The 16,623-nt window shown below is 45.6% G+C and carries 17 protein-coding genes; 5 read left to right on the forward strand and 12 right to left on the reverse strand.

Annotation, left to right across the window (positions count from 1 at the left end; genetic code table 11):
- The first annotated feature begins 609 nt into the window (after positions 1-609).
- From resB to ACN5NT_RS06420, 3 genes are all read left to right on the forward strand, one after another.
- Entirely contained in the window at positions 610-1,920 is a 1,311-nt protein-coding gene (resB, locus tag ACN5NT_RS06410) for a cytochrome c biogenesis protein ResB (RefSeq protein WP_419174879.1), read from the forward strand.
- Positions 1,921-2,015: 95 nt separating this feature from the next.
- Positions 2,016-2,864, forward strand: a complete 849-nt coding sequence (gene ccsB / locus ACN5NT_RS06415) for a c-type cytochrome biogenesis protein CcsB (RefSeq protein WP_136796630.1) — start codon at positions 2,016-2,018, stop codon at positions 2,862-2,864.
- Between the two features lie 150 nt (positions 2,865-3,014).
- On the forward strand, positions 3,015-3,437 hold the full coding sequence (locus tag ACN5NT_RS06420) for a cytochrome c3 family protein (protein WP_419174880.1): 423 nt from the start codon (positions 3,015-3,017) through the stop codon (positions 3,435-3,437).
- Between the two features lie 135 nt (positions 3,438-3,572).
- Here ACN5NT_RS06420 and glyS read toward each other — a convergent pair whose 3' ends face one another.
- The 9 genes from glyS to ACN5NT_RS06465 form a co-directional block, all read right to left on the reverse strand.
- Entirely contained in the window at positions 3,573-5,645 is a 2,073-nt protein-coding gene (glyS, locus tag ACN5NT_RS06425; RefSeq protein WP_419174881.1) for a glycine--tRNA ligase subunit beta, read from the reverse strand.
- Positions 5,646-5,711: 66 nt separating this feature from the next.
- Positions 5,712-6,437 carry a GTP cyclohydrolase I FolE2 gene (locus ACN5NT_RS06430; RefSeq protein ID WP_136796627.1) on the reverse strand — a complete coding sequence of 242 codons (726 nt, stop codon included), beginning with the start codon at positions 6,435-6,437 and terminating at the stop codon, positions 5,712-5,714.
- 108 nt (positions 6,438-6,545) lie between these two features.
- Positions 6,546-6,896, reverse strand: a complete 351-nt coding sequence (locus ACN5NT_RS06435; protein ID WP_136796626.1) for a response regulator — start codon at positions 6,894-6,896, stop codon at positions 6,546-6,548.
- Between the two features lie 24 nt (positions 6,897-6,920).
- Entirely contained in the window at positions 6,921-7,916 is a 996-nt protein-coding gene (galT, locus tag ACN5NT_RS06440; RefSeq protein WP_136796625.1) for a galactose-1-phosphate uridylyltransferase, read from the reverse strand.
- A gap of 6 nt (positions 7,917-7,922) precedes the next feature.
- Positions 7,923-8,285: an RNA polymerase-binding protein DksA gene (gene dksA, locus ACN5NT_RS06445; protein WP_136796624.1), complete on the reverse strand. Its 363-nt coding sequence runs from the start codon at positions 8,283-8,285 to the stop codon at positions 7,923-7,925.
- 40 nt (positions 8,286-8,325) lie between these two features.
- Entirely contained in the window at positions 8,326-8,829 is a 504-nt protein-coding gene (moaC, locus tag ACN5NT_RS06450) for a cyclic pyranopterin monophosphate synthase MoaC (RefSeq protein ID WP_136796623.1), read from the reverse strand.
- 6 nt (positions 8,830-8,835) lie between these two features.
- Positions 8,836-9,969 carry a molecular chaperone DnaJ gene (gene dnaJ / locus ACN5NT_RS06455; protein WP_136796622.1) on the reverse strand — a complete coding sequence of 378 codons (1,134 nt, stop codon included), beginning with the start codon at positions 9,967-9,969 and terminating at the stop codon, positions 8,836-8,838.
- 21 nt (positions 9,970-9,990) lie between these two features.
- On the reverse strand, positions 9,991-10,260 hold the full coding sequence (gene rpoZ / locus ACN5NT_RS06460; protein ID WP_419174882.1) for a DNA-directed RNA polymerase subunit omega: 270 nt from the start codon (positions 10,258-10,260) through the stop codon (positions 9,991-9,993).
- Between the two features lie 85 nt (positions 10,261-10,345).
- Positions 10,346-11,653, reverse strand: a complete 1,308-nt coding sequence (locus ACN5NT_RS06465) for an adenylosuccinate synthase (RefSeq protein ID WP_136796620.1) — start codon at positions 11,651-11,653, stop codon at positions 10,346-10,348.
- 447 nt (positions 11,654-12,100) lie between these two features.
- On the opposite strand from ACN5NT_RS06465, the gene ACN5NT_RS06470 reads away from it, so the two are divergent.
- Together ACN5NT_RS06470 and tatC are read left to right on the forward strand one after the other, a co-directional pair.
- Entirely contained in the window at positions 12,101-12,616 is a 516-nt protein-coding gene (locus ACN5NT_RS06470; protein ID WP_136796619.1) for a twin-arginine translocase TatA/TatE family subunit, read from the forward strand.
- Positions 12,617-12,697: 81 nt separating this feature from the next.
- Positions 12,698-13,471 carry a twin-arginine translocase subunit TatC gene (gene tatC, locus ACN5NT_RS06475; protein ID WP_419174883.1) on the forward strand — a complete coding sequence of 258 codons (774 nt, stop codon included), beginning with the start codon at positions 12,698-12,700 and terminating at the stop codon, positions 13,469-13,471.
- A gap of 80 nt (positions 13,472-13,551) precedes the next feature.
- Here the strand turns inward: tatC and ACN5NT_RS06480 are convergent, their stop codons facing one another.
- From ACN5NT_RS06480 to ACN5NT_RS06490, 3 genes are all read right to left on the reverse strand, one after another.
- The gene (locus tag ACN5NT_RS06480; RefSeq protein ID WP_419174884.1) at positions 13,552-14,595 is read right to left on the reverse strand and encodes a radical SAM protein; all 1,044 of its coding nucleotides are present in this window, start codon (positions 14,593-14,595) and stop codon (positions 13,552-13,554) included.
- A 31-nt stretch (positions 14,596-14,626) separates the two neighbouring features.
- Entirely contained in the window at positions 14,627-15,244 is a 618-nt protein-coding gene (locus ACN5NT_RS06485; RefSeq protein WP_419174885.1) for a nucleoside deaminase, read from the reverse strand.
- A gap of 116 nt (positions 15,245-15,360) precedes the next feature.
- Entirely contained in the window at positions 15,361-16,623 is a 1,263-nt protein-coding gene (locus ACN5NT_RS06490; RefSeq protein WP_419174886.1) for a hypothetical protein, read from the reverse strand.

The following is a 16,623-nucleotide window of genomic DNA, read 5'->3' on the forward strand; positions in this document are numbered from 1 at the left end:
GCACAACTTCCGCCTTAGTGACCAAACCCGTCCCTTGCTACCTTTCTTTTACTTACCACATGACCTGACCGATAATAAGCCCATGTTTTTTTTGTCAATAATTCAGCATGATGATTTGGCTTGTTTTCATATTCCATGATATACTCGATCTCATATTGTTTGGCAGGGAAACAGTCATTTATCAAACCTAGTCCAAACAATACATTGACCTACCTTAGGCTCTAGACACATAGACATAGCCTGAACCATGTATGCGTCATTATGGAAATACACGCGACTTTTGGGTACCAACCAAATCAAACTGTTTAACATTAGATAATTTACTAATTGTTCGAAATTGTTGTCTATCTATCGGCTTGTTCGTTACCTTGATCATATTGAGGATTTGCGGGTCTATTTCCTTCAGCAGACTAATAATATTCAGGTTATTGACTATCCTGAAGTTACGTCTATAATGCGCCATTTAACCTTACATGACTTTCTCCGACGAACCGATAGCTATGTAAGAGATGTGCCTTGAAATGTATACATTTTTTCCATTGCATTTCTAAGTTTTGCATGGTAGCTAAAAAAGCATTATTAACAATTATTCTCATTAACGGATAGTGCATGAAAGACAAAAATTCAGTCTGGAGCTTTTTTGCTTCGGTAAAACTCGCCCTTTTCACCCTCAGTGCCATATCTATTACAGCCATCATTGGAACTGTAATACCACAGAACCAGAAATTTGGTGTGTATGCGCAGCAATATGGTGACACTGCCGCCCAGGTCATCAAGGTTCTTGATCTTCATGATATGTATGGTTCATGGTGGTTTCTTGGTCTCCTGGGGTTATTGAGCGCCAATATTATAATCTGTTCTATCGATAGATTCCCTACTGCCTGGAAACAGATGACAACAGATCAGTCTGGCATCGCCATTGCCAAGATTGAAAAAATGGCCTTGAGCCATCGTATCCCCGCAAGAGAAAAGCTTTCACCTGATGAAGTGAAAACTGTCCTGAAAAATGAAGGGTGGAAACTCACCACCAAAACTTCCGATGATGGCACGGTTATAGCCGGACAAAAAGGGAACTGGTCAAGAATGGGTGTTTATCTTGTTCACACTTCAATGCTTGTCATCTTCATCGGCGCTATGATCGGTCACTTCTTCGGCTTTAAAGCCAGCGTATTTCTTCCTGAGACGAGAGTTACAGACAAAGTTTACGCTGCCGGCCACAGATCACCCATTGATCTCGGCTTTGAACTGCGATGCGATTTCTTCACTATCGACTTCTATGACAATGGGATGGCGAAAAAATATGTTTCCGGCCTCACAGTGCTGGAAGACGGCAAAGCCCCTTTTTCCACTGAGATCGCCGTAAATACGCCGCTTAAACATAATGGCATCACCTTCTACCAGGCAAGTTACGAAGGTTATAAGGATTTCGTATTCAAGCTCACTGATCCCGCGGACGGCACTGTGCATACCTTCATTGCACCGTTCCAGGAACAGGTTGAATGGAAAGATAATGACATAGTATTTGGTGTTGTCAATGCCGAAGCCTTTCGAGACCACGTAACACGCATCAAAATCTGGTTCAAAGAAGGCAACTCCGAACCTGTCGAATTCTGGGTTGAAGATAATGGCATTCAGGAAGTCGCTTCAGTATCTGGTGCACCTTATAGCCTCCAGGCAAAGCAGATGTACGCCACCGGGCTTCAAGTCGCCAAAGACCCGGGTGTCTGGCTGGTGTATCTCGGATTTTTCATGATGCTGGCAGGGTTGTACTTTTCATTCTTCACGTCACATAAACGAGTCTGGATTGTTACCGGACAGGGACGCGAAGTATTGGTTGCCGGCTCAGCGAACAAGAACAAAGAAGGTTTTGAAAAAACTTTCACAACGCTCACTGATAAGCTCACAGATAAACTCGCATAATAGCCAGTCACTTAGAGACAATACCAGGCCGAGCCTGAGTTCTGACCTGTTAGCCAGTCATGCACTGGCAAAGGAAAATATACGGAGCCTTACGAATGGACAGTTCACAATTAATTGGTATCACAACCTTCACCTACCTGTTTTCAAGTCTTCTTTACGTCGGTATTCTGGTCTTTAAAGCCGAGCGTCAGGTTGGTAAAGCTGCGACATTTTTCACCCTTGCCGCCCTTATCATCCAAACCATCGGTATAGGCTTGAGGTGGTATGAATCGTACGAATTGGGAATTGGGCGAGCCCCATTGACCAACATGTATGAATCTGTAGTCTTTTTTGCCTGGGCAATCGTCGCCTTCTACCTTTTTCTTGAATGGAAAATTAAAACCAGGGTAATTGGAGCCTTTGCAATACCATTTGCTTTTCTCGCAATGGCGTACGCCTCTTTTTCCTCAGTTAACAAAGCTATCACGCCACTACTCCCGGCTTTGCAGTCAAACTGGCTTATTGCGCATGTTGTTACCTGCTTTATCGGTTATGCCGCTTTTGCCGTTGCCGCAGGGCTAAGCCTGATGTACCTGGTCAAAAGTACAGTCGGCGACAATATTCGTCCCGGATCAGTACTTGACTCTATTCCGACGCTCAAGGTGATAGACGACATCACCTATAAAAGCATGATATTTGGTTTTATCTGGCTGACTGCAGGGATCATTACCGGTGCAATCTGGGCTAATTCCGCCTGGGGTACCTACTGGAGTTGGGATCCTAAAGAGACCTGGTCATTAATAACCTGGTTTGTTTATGCTGTTACCCTTCACGTCCGCTATACCCGTGGCTGGAGCGGCAAAAGAATTGCCTGGTTATCGCTGCTTGGTTTCATCTCTGTTCTCTTTACCTATTATGGTGTAAACTTCTTATTGTCAGGCTTACATAGTTATGGCTCAAACTAAGACTACTGCACATTGTGGTACTATTCTGACTAATAATTTTAGGTATTTATGCTGTTTGACAAATTTAAGCAATCGCTGTATAAGTAGGAAAAATCAGCTTTGTATTAACCTCAAACCTGCACCATTAACCTGAATAAAGAGGAAAAGACCATGGTTAAAAAGGTACTCGTAGCTATAGCTACTTCGGCACTCATCTTCTGCGGTATTGCCACATTAAATGCTGCCGACAAGGGGCCGGCCGAAATTACTATCGAGAACCCTGACGCGAAAAAGCCAAAGCCAGCTTATTTCCCACACAAGGCTCATCAGGATGCTGGCCTTGCCTGTGCTGAATGCCATCACGGAATGGGTGATGATGGTGCGCAGGTTGCCTACGAGGAGGGGCAGGCTATCCAGAAATGTGCTGAATGCCATAATTCTGACGTTCTCGCAGGGAAGACTAAGGGCAAAGATAAACTTGACACTCTCAAAGGCGCTTTCCACGCAAACTGCCTTGCCTGTCACAAGGAAGTTGCCGAAAAAGATGAGGCCAAAAAAGATCTCAAGAAGTGCTCTACCTGCCACAAAAAGTAATAAGATAACCGGCTATATTGCATAAAATCAAAAAAGGCTGGCAATCCGAAATCGGATTGCCAGCCTTTTTGTGTTTCTCAGCAATAATCTCATATGGGCTGCGGCAACATGGCTACAGCCCCACTTCAGATCATCTTATTCCTGGATCTTGGAAATATCTCCAACCTGCAGAATAAGTTCGCCAATAGCGGTAAGCAGGTTAAGCCGATTGGTACGTACCGCTTCATCTTCTGCCATAACCATGACCTCATCGAAAAAGCTGTCAATCGGTTGCTTGAGTTTCAGCATAGCCTGGAGACCTGCAACATAGTCACCTTTCCCAAGCAGATCTGCCATCTCAACTTTTACTTCCTGGTATGAGGCATAGAGTACCTTTTCTGCGCTCTCGGTAAAAAGAGCCTCATCCAATTCGATGTTCTCATTCTGCTTGATAATATTTCTGATTCGCTTGTACGATGCTGCGAGCACAGTAAATGCTTCTTCATCACGAATAGTTCTAAGAGCCTCGATTCTGGTAAGGGCGTCAGTAACATTGTCAAAGGAAACAGAGGTTACGGCCTCTACCACCCCTGCATCAATCCCCTTGGCTACACAGTCATTGGCGAATCTTCCTCTGATAAAGGAAAGTACTGTTTCAACAGTTACACTGCTGCCATCGACTTTATCGCCATAAAGCGCTAACGCCTTAGTGACAATTTCCTTGATCGATATATCCCATCGGCCATCAATTAAAATTGCGAGCACCGCAAGGGAGAGTCTCCTCAATCCAAATGGGTCCGCGGTACCGGTTACTTTCTGACCGATACCAAAGCATCCAGCCAAAGTATCAAACCTGTCAGCCAGGGCGACGATCGCTCCAACTTCGCTTGCTGGCAATTCAGCACCGGAGCGTTTAGGCATGTAGTGTTCTTTGATAGCTACTGCCACCTCTTCCGCTTCGTTTTCATTCCTGGCGTAAGCATATCCCATCACACCCTGTAAGGAAGGGAACTCGCCAACCATGTCAGAAATGAGATCAGCTTTACACAGATGTGCGGCCCTGCTTGCCAGATCGGCTTTTTCGGGAGAAATTTTTTCTGCAAGAATTCTGGATAGTTTAACCAGTCGCTCACTCTTTTCGAGCATTGTGCCCAGCTTTGCCTGGAAAATAATGCCATCCAGACGCTTTCTCTTTTCCTCCATGCTGCCTGCACAGTCACCATTAAAGAAAAAAAGTGCATCTTCAAGCCTTGCCCGTAATACACGCTGATGACCTTTTCTGGTTACATCCTGATCTTTAACTTTTGTGTTATTTACTGCCACGAAACCAGGCAGCAATTTCCCTTCACTGTTAACCACAGGAAAGTACTTCTGGTGCTCACGCATTGAGGTTATCAGGACTTCTTCCGGGAGTTTGAGAAACTTTTCATCAAAATTTCCACAAACGCCAAAAGGCTTCTCGACGAGGTTGTTAACCAGATCAACAAGATCTTCATCTACTGCCACCTTGGCATCCTGCAGAAGACCGGACTCGGCAACAGCCTTATTGATCTCTTCTACAACCATTTCGCGACGCCTGGCAATATCTGCGACAACATGATTGCTGTCGAGAATCTCTTCATACACACCACTGTTTTGTACAGTGAATTCGCTATTGGCCAGGAAACGGTGTCCACGGGTAACGTTTGAGGTGGTAATTCCTTCATGTTCAAAATCGAGGATGTCATCACCTAAAACCGCTATCAGCCACTGGATAGGACGAGCAAAGGCATGCCTGTTTGCTCCCCAACGCATGGATTTGGCGAACGACAGTTCAATCAGGATATCCTTGAGCATTTCAGGTAAAAGCTCTCGAGTCTCCCTGCCTACAACCTCGCGGACCAGCATCAGATAGGGCCCTTTGGCAGTATCCACTTCTTTCAGATCATCAACACTACCACCCCTGGATCGGGCAAATCCTTCGGCAGCCTTAGTGAATTTACCTTCAGAATCCTTACCGGCCTTCACTGATGGTCCCAGCAACTCTTCTCGAATATCTTCCTGCTTGTCCGCTATGCCTTCTACAATCAAAGCAAGGCGTCGTGGCGTACCTTTTACGATGATTGTCCCATGCTGAATTTTCAACTCTTCAGCTTTCTTTTCAAACTTCTCCTGCATCTGTTTTAATGCAGGTTGCACAAAAGATGCGGGCAGTTCCTCTGTTCCAATCTCGTAAAGTAGATCACGCATAGCTTATATATTGTCTGTGTTTAGTAAGAAATGATTGAGCCGTACCTTGCGCCTTGCAAAATGCTATCAGGACTCAAGCATGGCAAAGGTTGAGTAGTCATCAGAAAGGTTTTCTACTCGTACAGCATAACTTTTTATCCCTTTGAGCGTGTTCAGGCAAGTACCAATTCCACGGGTAACCGCTTCTACTGATAAAATATTTTGGCTCGCCTCGGCAACTGCCTCGATTTCTCGAGCTATACAACTCTCAATCTCGTTGATAAGATCCTCGATCCACATAAAAGTATTGAATCGAACAGCAATCTCGGCGTTCCCCCAATTCCCGGTCGACCTTGGCAATGAATTTTGAACGTACTCCTTGCTCATCGGCAAAGCTATGGGGACTGTAATTCGAAATTCAAGTTCCTGCTCCTGATCAAAGGAACCGCACATCATACACTGATACTTCCTGGTATTGAGTGATTCTTTTGATTTACCGTTTGTCAAAAAAAACGGGAACTCAATCTCCATATGTGATGCCTGGGCTTCCAGGCGATGTTTCATCTCTTCCAAAATCTGATGAAAGTTACGAAGATCAATAGCCCCGTGGTATTGATTGAGTATCTCGACAAACCTGCTCATGTGCGTACCTTTGAAACAATGCGGCAGGTTCACGTACATGTTTACTGTCGCTATTGTTTGCTGATGGCTTTTGGCCTTATCGAGAACTGTAACAGGGTAGGAAACTGTCTTAACACCGACCTTTTTTATATTTATCCGTCGATGATCAACCTGGCTTTGAATATCTTTCATGGTATTTCGTTCATGTACTCAGTCAATACCGGGGTATTACTTTAACAGCAAAACACCGTAATGAATTTCAACGGCCAGAGTTAAATAGTGCAGATCGGACCGCTCTAATTATCCTATGAATTTTCGTACAGCCTTTTTCAGTTCGTCAAGATCAGCAGATTTAACCACATATTCATCCGATGCCCAACTGCTCAGATCCTGCTTATACTCATGATAGGCTGAACTCAAAATTACAGGAATATCCTCATTTATCATTTTCATCTGCCTAAGCACTTCAATTCCATTCATTCCTGGCATCTGAATATCGAGAATTACCAGATCAGGGGGGTCGTTATTGAATTTTTCCAACGCCTCCTCGCCATTCATTGCCGAAATAACCCGGTAACCTTCTTCTTCGAATTCCTCATGATACAGCAGTTGTATACTTTCTTCATCATCTACTAGCAGTATCTTTTTCACTCAAACCTCCGTTATGATAATTTACTATGCTTGACGTAAATAATCGGCTGCCTCTTCGGGGGACATGGGGTTAATATAAAACCCAGACCCCCATTCAAAACCAGCGATTGAGGTTAGCTTAGGGACTATTTCAAAGTGATAGTGATAATGGTCAAGCCCTTTGGTCTGCAATGGCTCTGAATGAAGTACAAAATTATAGGGTACGTCAGGAATGCATCTATCAAGCCTGAGTAAGGAATCTGAAAAAATCTGCGCAAGCGAGAAGAGTTTGCTTCTTTCTTCAATGCAGAAATCTGAAGTGTGCTCTTTGGGCAGAATCCACATTTCAAATGGAGTTCTCGGCGCGAATGGAGTCAGCGTAATGAAGTGTTCATTCTGGCAAACAATGCGAATATCCTGTTGAATTTCCTGTCTGATGATATCACAGAAAATACAGCGCTCTTTGTATTTGAAATAAGAGAGCGCACCCGATAGTTCAGAAACTATCATGCGTGGAAGAATCGGCAGAGCAACAAGTTGCGAGTGAGAGTGCTCAAGGGAAGCACCAGCTGCCTTGCCATGATTTTTAAATATCATGACATATTTGAACCTTGGGTCCCTCCCGAGATCGTTGATACGCTCCTTGAAAGCCAGTAACACATACAACATACGCTCGGCAGGAAGAGTGGCGAAACAATCGTCGTGGTTAGGGCTCTCTATTACTACTTCATGAGCACCTATGCCGTTCATCCGATCATATAGCCCTTCACCGGCCTTATCCAACCCGCCTTCTATGACAAGCGCCGGATATTTGTTCGGAACAACACGAACCAACCAATCCGGCCCGTTTTTCTGTTGATTCTCGCCGGATCTGTAAGCCAGAACTTCAGACGGAGTGGTGTTTTCATTCCCTGGACATAGCGGACAGAATCCACCGCTTGTCTGAGGTTTTTCAATCAGGAAGTCAGTCGGCCGTTTTCGCCTTTCTTGAGAAATTATAATCCATCGGCCGAGAACAGGATCTTTTCGCAGCTCCGGCATCTCAGGTTATTGCCCTTTAGATTTCTCTCGTGTTTCCTGTAGAGTTTTACAATCAATACAGAGCGTGGTTACAGGTCTGGCTTCAAGCCGCTTCAAACCAATTTCCTCTCCGCAATCTTCACAAATACCAAAGGTGCCTTCTTCAATACGAAGCAACGCTTCATCGATTTTCGAAAGCAACTTGCGTTCGCGATCACGAATACGTAATTCGAAGCTACGACCTGATTCAACCGTGGCGCGATCATTCGGGTCAGGAATATTAGTGGTCTGATCCGTCATCTCGTTCAAGGTCTTGCCAACCTCATCCAGGATCTCTTGCCTCTTATCAGTAAGACTCTGCCTGAACTGCTCGACTAATGCTTTTTCCATCAAGCCTCCTGTAGAACTGAAACAACGTGCAAGTGAAATTTCAGTCTGATATTTCTTCGCGAGTATATGTGCCGCTTTTTCCACCTGTTTTTGTCAACAATCGGATATCACTTATCACCATTGATTTATCAACAGCCTTGCACATATCGTAAATTGTCAGAGCCGCGACTGATACAGCGGTCAACGCCTCCATCTCAACTCCGGTTTTACCAGTTATTCCAACTGTGGCAAAAATTTCTACCAGATTATCTTCGTCTTGAAAAGAAAAGTCAACGTTGACCTTACTAATAAGTAGCGGGTGACATAAAGGAATAAGCGCATCTGTTTTTTTTGCAGCCATTATTCCGGCAACCCTGGCAATGCCCAAAACATCACCCTTAGCCATTTTTCCGCTTTTGACTTTGGTGAATGCCTCTTTGCTCATGGTTATTTTTCCAGCTGCGTGAGCGACGCGGGTAGTTTCATTCTTTTTGCTCACATCAACCATTATAGCATTGCCATCACTGTCGAAGTGCGTAAAATCTTTATTCCCTTCTGCTGCCATTGATACTTATCCCTTGTGATTTTTACCCACTACTTCGTTAAAAAGCCTGGCAAAGAAGCCTTCACGCTCCTCCTCCTGCCCATGTTCCTGGCACAGAGTTTCAAACTCTTTCAACACCTTGATCTGTTCATCGCAGAGATTGGTAGGGGTCATAACCTGCAATTCGATAATCATGTTGCCCTTGCCACTGCCCCGTAGTCTCGGTACACCTTCATTTTTGAGGGTAAATCGCTCTCCGGATTGGCTGCCTGCAGGGATTTCTATTGTCTTTTTACCATGTACAGTAGGCACTTCGACTTTCGCACCGAGTGCGGCATCCACCATGGAAACCGGCATTCTGGCAAAAATAGTGTCACCCTCACGCATAAAGAACTCATGTTCTTCAACATGGACAATCACATAGAGATCACCCGCCGGACCACCTCGGCGCCCACCTTCGCCCTCACCGCGCAAACGCATGCGAGCACCGTTGTCAACACCGGCAGGAATCTTAATTGCGACAAGTTTGCTTTTATGAACAAGGCCGGAACCATCGCAATCGGCACAAGGGTCTGTAATAATCTCCCCCTCACCATGGCACTGCGGGCAGGTAGAACTCACCTGAAAAAATCCCTGGGAGCGGATTACCTGACCACGACCTTCACACATCGGGCATGTTTTCTTGGGATGGCCAGGACGACTACCAGTACCTTCACATGTCCAGCAGGTATCACGACGACTTAGCTCAACCTCTTTTGAAGCTCCGTGAATTGCCTCCATGAAGCTTATATTCACGTCATAACGAAGATCATTACCGGGACTGGGTCCATCCCTGCGAGTGCGCGAACGACTACCACCAAAGCCAAACAGATCACCAAAGATATCCCCAAAGCTCGAGAAAACATCTTCGAAGTTGCCTGGTCCGCTATAGCCACTATTTTTCAGACCATCATGACCATAAGTGTCATAAATCTGCCGTTTCTTTTCGTCACTGAGAACCTCATAGGCCTCTGTGCACTCCTTGAATTTTGCTTCTGCCTCCTTATCATCCGGATTTCTGTCCGGATGATACTTCATCGCCAGCTTGCGGTACGCTTTCTTAATCTCGGAGCCTGATGCTGAACGGGAAACAGTTAAAATATCGTAATAATCTTCTCTCATTGTTTCTGAATAACCTATTACTTACGCGGCAGTTTTTGCAGATTCGGAAAATTCGGCCGCGTCAACATCATCGGCATCCAGCTGCTCAGGCAGATCTTCAATATTCTCCATAGTTACTTTGCCAGAGGCAATCTCACGCAGAGTCATAACGATCTCCTTGTTTTTGCCATCAACCACAAAAGGTTCCCCCTGCCTGTGTTGCTTTACGCGCTTCACAGCCAGATGGATCAGATTGAACCTGTTGTCATCGCCTACAACATCAAGACAATCTTCAACGGTAATTCTTGCCATATTTATGTTCCTCGTTGTGTACGTGTAATCCTGCGCTTCTGGTCGGACGACCTGCTAACTAAAACAGATTACGTACTTACAGAATTTAGCTTACTTTTTTTTCAAACGGGTTTTCCAGGAGCAGGGTTTCATTCCTGTCCGGGCCAACTGATACGATCTGAGCTTTAACTTCAGTAAAGTCCTCGATACGCTTAATGTAGTCTTTGGCCGCTGTTGGCAGATCATCAAAATTGCGAACTCCTGCAATTTCCTCACTCCAGCCCGGCAAGTCTTCATAGACAGGCTTCACCGCTGCCGCCGCATTAATATTGGAAGGCATTGCATGAACGGTCTTACCGTTGAGTTCATAGGCATTCGCCATCTTGATATTCTTGTGTCCGCTCAGAACATCTAACTTGGTAATTGCAAAGCCGGTAATGCCGTTCAGACGAACTGCATCTTTAGCCACAATCCCGTCAAGCCATCCACATCTTCGGCGGCGACCGGTAGTCGCACCAAACTCATGTCCCTTTTGCTGCAACTGCTCACCTGCATCATCAAAAAGCTCAGTCGGGAATGGGCCGGCTCCGACACGGGTGGTGTAGGCTTTCATGATACCCACAACCGCGTCAATATGTGCTGGGCCAAAACCAGTACCATTACAAGCATTGCCAGCGATAGTATTGGAGGATGTCACGAAAGGATACGTACCATGATCAATATCGAGCTGGGTGCCCTGAGCGCCTTCAAACAGGATATTTTTCCCAACTTTGCGTGCATCATCAAGCTCTATGGAAACATTGCCTATGAAATCACGCAGCTTTTCAATATGCTGCATGAACTCGCCGTACACCTGATCGAATTCGACTGGGTCAGCGTTATATTTTTTGGTCAGCAGAAAATTTTTCTCATCGAGTGCGGTCTTGAGCTTTTCAGAAAAAAGTTTTTCATCCAGAAGATCTCCCGCCTTGATACCGACCCTGCCAACCTTGTCCATATAACATGGGCCAATTCCACGACCTGTGGTACCGATCTTCTTGCCATCGGAAAGCGCGGCTTCCTTCGCCTGATCGAGGCGTGAGTGGTACGGCATTATCAGATGCGCATTCTCACTAATCATGAGCCGCTTCGGATTAACACCAAGGCCCTGCTCTTTCAACTGATCCATTTCTTTGAGAAGTACACCTGGATCGATGATGACACCATTTCCGATCATGCACATTTTATCTTCATAGAGGATTCCGGATGGAATAATATGAAAGATAAATTGCTTACCGTCTACAACTAGGGTGTGACCGGCATTGTTACCGCCTTGAAAGCGAACGATATAATCAGAATATTGCGTGAGCAAGTCGACGATTTTCCCCTTGCCTTCGTCACCCCATTGTGACCCGACAACTACGACACTGGACATCTATATTCTCCTGGTATTTATACTGCAGCACATGACTGGTTGGCAGAACAGGAAATGCCGGACAGGCAAAAACTCCAGGTCTGCATTAGACAAACCACGAAGTATAGCTAACTCAATCGACAAAGTCAATTACTGAGATTTAATTGCTACATATATCAGATAGCTGCTTTTTACGATGCAACTCCATCATATTGCACAATTAACGGTCAAACAAGAGCTGTGGAATCGTTTTCCCCGAACATTGACACCTGTCTGCAAATGCCGTAAAGTTGGTCCGGTTGTCAATCATAACCGTACAGGAATAAGCATGTTCAGGCAGGTCGTCAAACAGGGCCGGGAAGGTTCCAAAGTTTTCGGACAAATAACAGACTTACTGCTCTAGAATTTCGCAATAATCCGTTTTTCTGCTTCACCGCTGAAAAACCTTAATACAGTGAGGCTTCACCTATGTTTGGTATTGGCTTGCCGGAAATGATTCTCATTCTGGCTATTGCACTTATCGTTGTTGGCCCAGACAAACTCCCCGATTTAGCTCGGTCTGTTGCCAAGGGCATCATGGAGTTGAAAAAAACGGCCGATGGCTTGAAAGAACAACTCAACGAACAGGGCAACCCGCTCGACGACATAAAACCTGATCTGGAGGATGCTGCTAAAGAATTCAAAAGCCATATGCTCGATCATCCGGAAAAAGGTACATCAGATCTCTTTCCCGCCCAGGGGGTCAATCCAGATGTTGACCAAGCCAAACGAGCCTATGAAGAACTCACCAAGGCTGGTTTTGATCCTGCCGATGTCCCTATGGATAATCTCAAAGAGGGTGAAACCGTTGACCTCTCTGCTGATGACATGACAGAAGTGGTACAGCCTGTCGCTGCGCCAGATGATGAAAATAACCAGGATCCTGCCAATAATGCGAAAACCGAAAAGACCCCGCCAAACAACGATAAGGTCGACAAGGGTTGAAACAGGCAGAACAGCGCATCAGATATCAGTTTTCACGATAAATACAACCCATTATAATAGTATACCTCAAAGTTGCATCTAATGAGCGATTATAATCTTCAGAAAACTATTCCTGCACTAGAGCGCAGTCTCGCCTTTTTCAGGCCCCATCATCTTGAGTTGCGGAACCGTCTCGTTAAAGTGATGGCTGCAATTGTAACTTGTTCGGTGGTAGCCTACATTTTTATTGAGCAGATTGCCCAGCTCTTTATCTCTCCGCTCATAGCTGCCAATCCCCTGGTGGGAAAACTTGTTTACACCAATCTGCCTGAAGCATTTGTAACCTATATCAAACTCGCTTTGATCATAGGCCTGCTGGCCAGCTTCCCTGTAAGTTTATATCAACTCTGGCTTTTTGTCGCTCCCGGCCTCAGGAAAAACGAGAAACGACTAGCTGTCACTGTGGTTTTCTGGTCTTCAATACTCTTTGCCGGCGGTGCATCCTTTGCCTTTTTAGTAGTGCTGCCTAAAATGCTTATCTACTTCACCAGCTACGCCAATGAAGGGCTTGAGCCACTGCCAAAACTCGGCCTCTATCTCACTTTTGTGGCCCGCATGATCCTTACCTTTGGTATCAGCTTCCAGATTCCTTTTCTCATGGTGATGTCCGGTAAAGCAAACCTTGTAACTGCCAGCTATTTTCGCAGCAAACGCATCTACTTCTACATGGCAATTGTGTTTCTCTCCTTCCTGCTTGCCGCCGGAGACTTCATGGCAACAGCCCTGCTGGCGCTGCCACTATTTGCACTTTATGAGGTTGGAATTTTTCTTTCTTCGCTTTTCAATAGAAAAAAAGAGCAAACATCTGAAGCGTAATCCGGAAATACCTGAAAAGAGCAAAAAAAAAGCCCTGGATCTAAGACGATCCAGGGCTTTTCTTTTTCAAAGAACCAGCATCAGCCTATCTCCTGCTTCAGGAGACAGCATGAAATCCTGTGCAGTGGCTTTCCGTAATCGTCATAATCGATAATATCCGGCTGAAGCAACTTATTCATCACACACCCTTCAGCAATATTCAATTGAAAGAATTTATCTTCGGTAAAACCATCATTTTTGATGAGTTTGCCGGATTCAATTCGATAACTGTGTACCGGGTGATCTTCGCAAAGCGGACATTGATATACTCGACCATTAGGGAAAATGAAGTAATTTTCCGCTTCAGTCCCTGCACATTGAAATTCTTCGTCATCTGCCAGAAAAACTTTTGGATAGGTGACATGGATGCCGGCTTCGGCGGCCGTTTGTGCCACCGCAGGTACCACTGCAAGCCACTCTTCCCGGCTTAACTGTAAAGAGTCGCTATCAACTTCAGCCGACTTTCCTCTGAGCCCGATTACCTGAATGAAAAACTTCTCGACCCCCAACTCAAGCAACAACGGCACCATACGGTGCAGGTGGTCAATGTTCTTCTTACTCACCGTATAGATCAGGCTGACCTTGAAGCCCTTCGCCAACGCCTTTCTCAGATTACTGACACACGTCTCGTAAACGCCTTCACCACGTATCGGATCATTAACTTCAGCGTCCGGCCCGTCTAAACTGAAACTGAGATAGTTGAGTTCTTCAGGGCTGATTTTCTCAAGAAAATCATGAAAAAGATACCCATTTGAATCCACAGTCACATCGTATCCCAACTCCCGGGCAAAACGTACCGCTTCCGGCAAATCCTTGTGCATCGTCGGCTCACCGCCAAGAAAAATGACATTGCCAACTCCCCGCCCATCACGGGAGGCTGTAGCGAGCTGCGTTTCGTCAGGCTGGAACAACTTCAACCATTGCTTGATGGTGGTAATCGAAAGCGTCTGGCTTCCATGCTGCTCCGGATTGATGTAACAGTGGCTGCACGAAAGATTGCATGCTGTAAGTATATGAAAGAATATATTTTTTTCGCCTGGACGAAAACCAACAGTCCTCAGGGCTTTTTGCGGGGTGGAACTCATAATGCTTCCTCAATACATATTCAAAAGTGAATCAAACAGAGACCAGCGGTTGGTCCAAAGTATACTTTGCAAGCAATGTATCTTTAAGATAGTCATTGTTGTCCGAACCAAAAAACTGCTGAAATAACTTCAGACTTTCAAGTCTCATCACTTTGGGAACTATCGATATCTCCAATGATGAATAGAGTGGCGACAAAAGCTTTAACGGCAAATTGGTGCCACCACCCATTACATCTTCATAAGCATACACCACGGAGCGTACACCATTAACAATCATGGTTGAATAGCACATCAGACAAGGCTCCATCGTTGAATATACAGTAACCCCGGACAAATCAAGGCCAGGCTGGGATTGCTGGAGATTTCTTAAAGCGACGATCTCTGCATGATCGAGTTCGTTCATCTCAGCAGCACTGTTTCTCCTGCCCCCCGATGCAATAATTTTGCCTTCGGAAACGATTACACAACCCACCGGAAATTCGTTGTTCAATAGTGCCTGCCGTGCTTCTGCCAAAGCATGACTCATAAATTTTTCATGGCCGTCCATCTCTTTCTCCTTAAATAATTCGGCCATTAGCCAATTTGTTTTCACGATCTTACCGGTGGTAACCGGGTAAGCGCTGACTCCGTCTACAACTATTGTTTTCATCAAAAACATCGATCCGACAACGTATTAAAGCAGCTTCATCTGTTAAGCTGAGAAGCAGGCCAGACTCTATTCAGTTTCCCGCAAAAGGTCAAAAAGAAGATGGAGGGTTGCCAGCTTCACAAACCTCGTCCAAACCTTAACGTTGCCGATGAAATACTGAAAACTGTATTCTCCTCTATCCAATCGTGACAGGATGGCTTGAATGGGATGTACTGGAGACAAATGCCTTTCACTGAAAATTGCAATCCCGGCAACAATTGCATTATTCGCCTTGCATTCACGGCGGAGGCCGCGATTACGGTCTTCAAAGCCTGTATGGCCTCCGAATATGGCAAGGTGGCAGGGTATCTCAGCCCATTCTTTACTTTTAGAGTTGGAGAGCTCTGCGGTAAGGAGTGCTGGAGGAGAGTGACATTCCGGGCGGTATGCAAAAACGCCTCTGGATTCAATTTAAAGGCAGGAATAAGAAAAGCAAGAGCATGTTCCCTGTGACAAGCATTTACCACTACAGGCTGGTTCGTTAACTGTATAAAGTCTGCAAAGCTCGACAGCGAAATCCCGCTGCCCTCGCTCCCCTCTACCTGCAGGTGCCAGAATGGCAGATATTGCACTTCTCTACTGTTGGTTGGCATCACCTGGTGTTTCACTCTGACAAATCGCCCTTTTTCCTCAAGCCATGCCGCATTGCAATTCTCACAATGCAATACCAGGCTGTTCATCTCTCCCTGCAAATCATCGCCACAACCCGGGCATATTGTCGACAAAAAACGTGGCTCCCAGTTTTTGTCAAAATCAAGCATCCGCTTCGTTTTGGGATTGGGGGAGGCGTTGCCAAGCTGATTGTGAGTGATTCCATCGAACATTCGACCTTTAGACTCATATACCGGCAGATATATCCTGCTGACAGTCTCACCAATGAATGCCCGGTGCTGTACTGTGCTCGTCTTGTCCTTGTCAAAAAGCGTAGTGAGTTTTGCAGCCTCTGTTAAAATCGTTTCTCCCTTGACATCTTGCGGCACGAAACGGCCCTGCAACTGTTCCGTCACCGGAGCGATAGCCATCGCCTGGGGCCTTAACCCCAGAGAGATAGGCAAGTGTTGAATACTGTGACCTACCCTGGTGGTGTCGATGAGCTTATGACGAACCCGGTCCCCCTGGCAAAAATAGATACTCCCCTTAAATCGCAAATACGGCATATAGAGCAGCTGCGCATAATCTATATGGGGAGGGAGTTTTGCCGGAAGTACGTAACGTGGCAATCGCTGGTGAATTCTGTAATTTTTGACCTCACAGAATTCACAACGAATCAAGCGACTATTCTCATTAATCCGTATTTCAGCTCCACAGGAAGGACACGGCTGGGTAATTGTGAGTTCCAT

The sequence above is a fragment of the Desulfosediminicola sp. genome (genome assembly GCF_048381775.1).
GTDB classification, from domain to species: domain Bacteria; phylum Desulfobacterota; class Desulfobulbia; order Desulfobulbales; family Desulfocapsaceae; genus Desulfopila; species Desulfopila ganghwensis.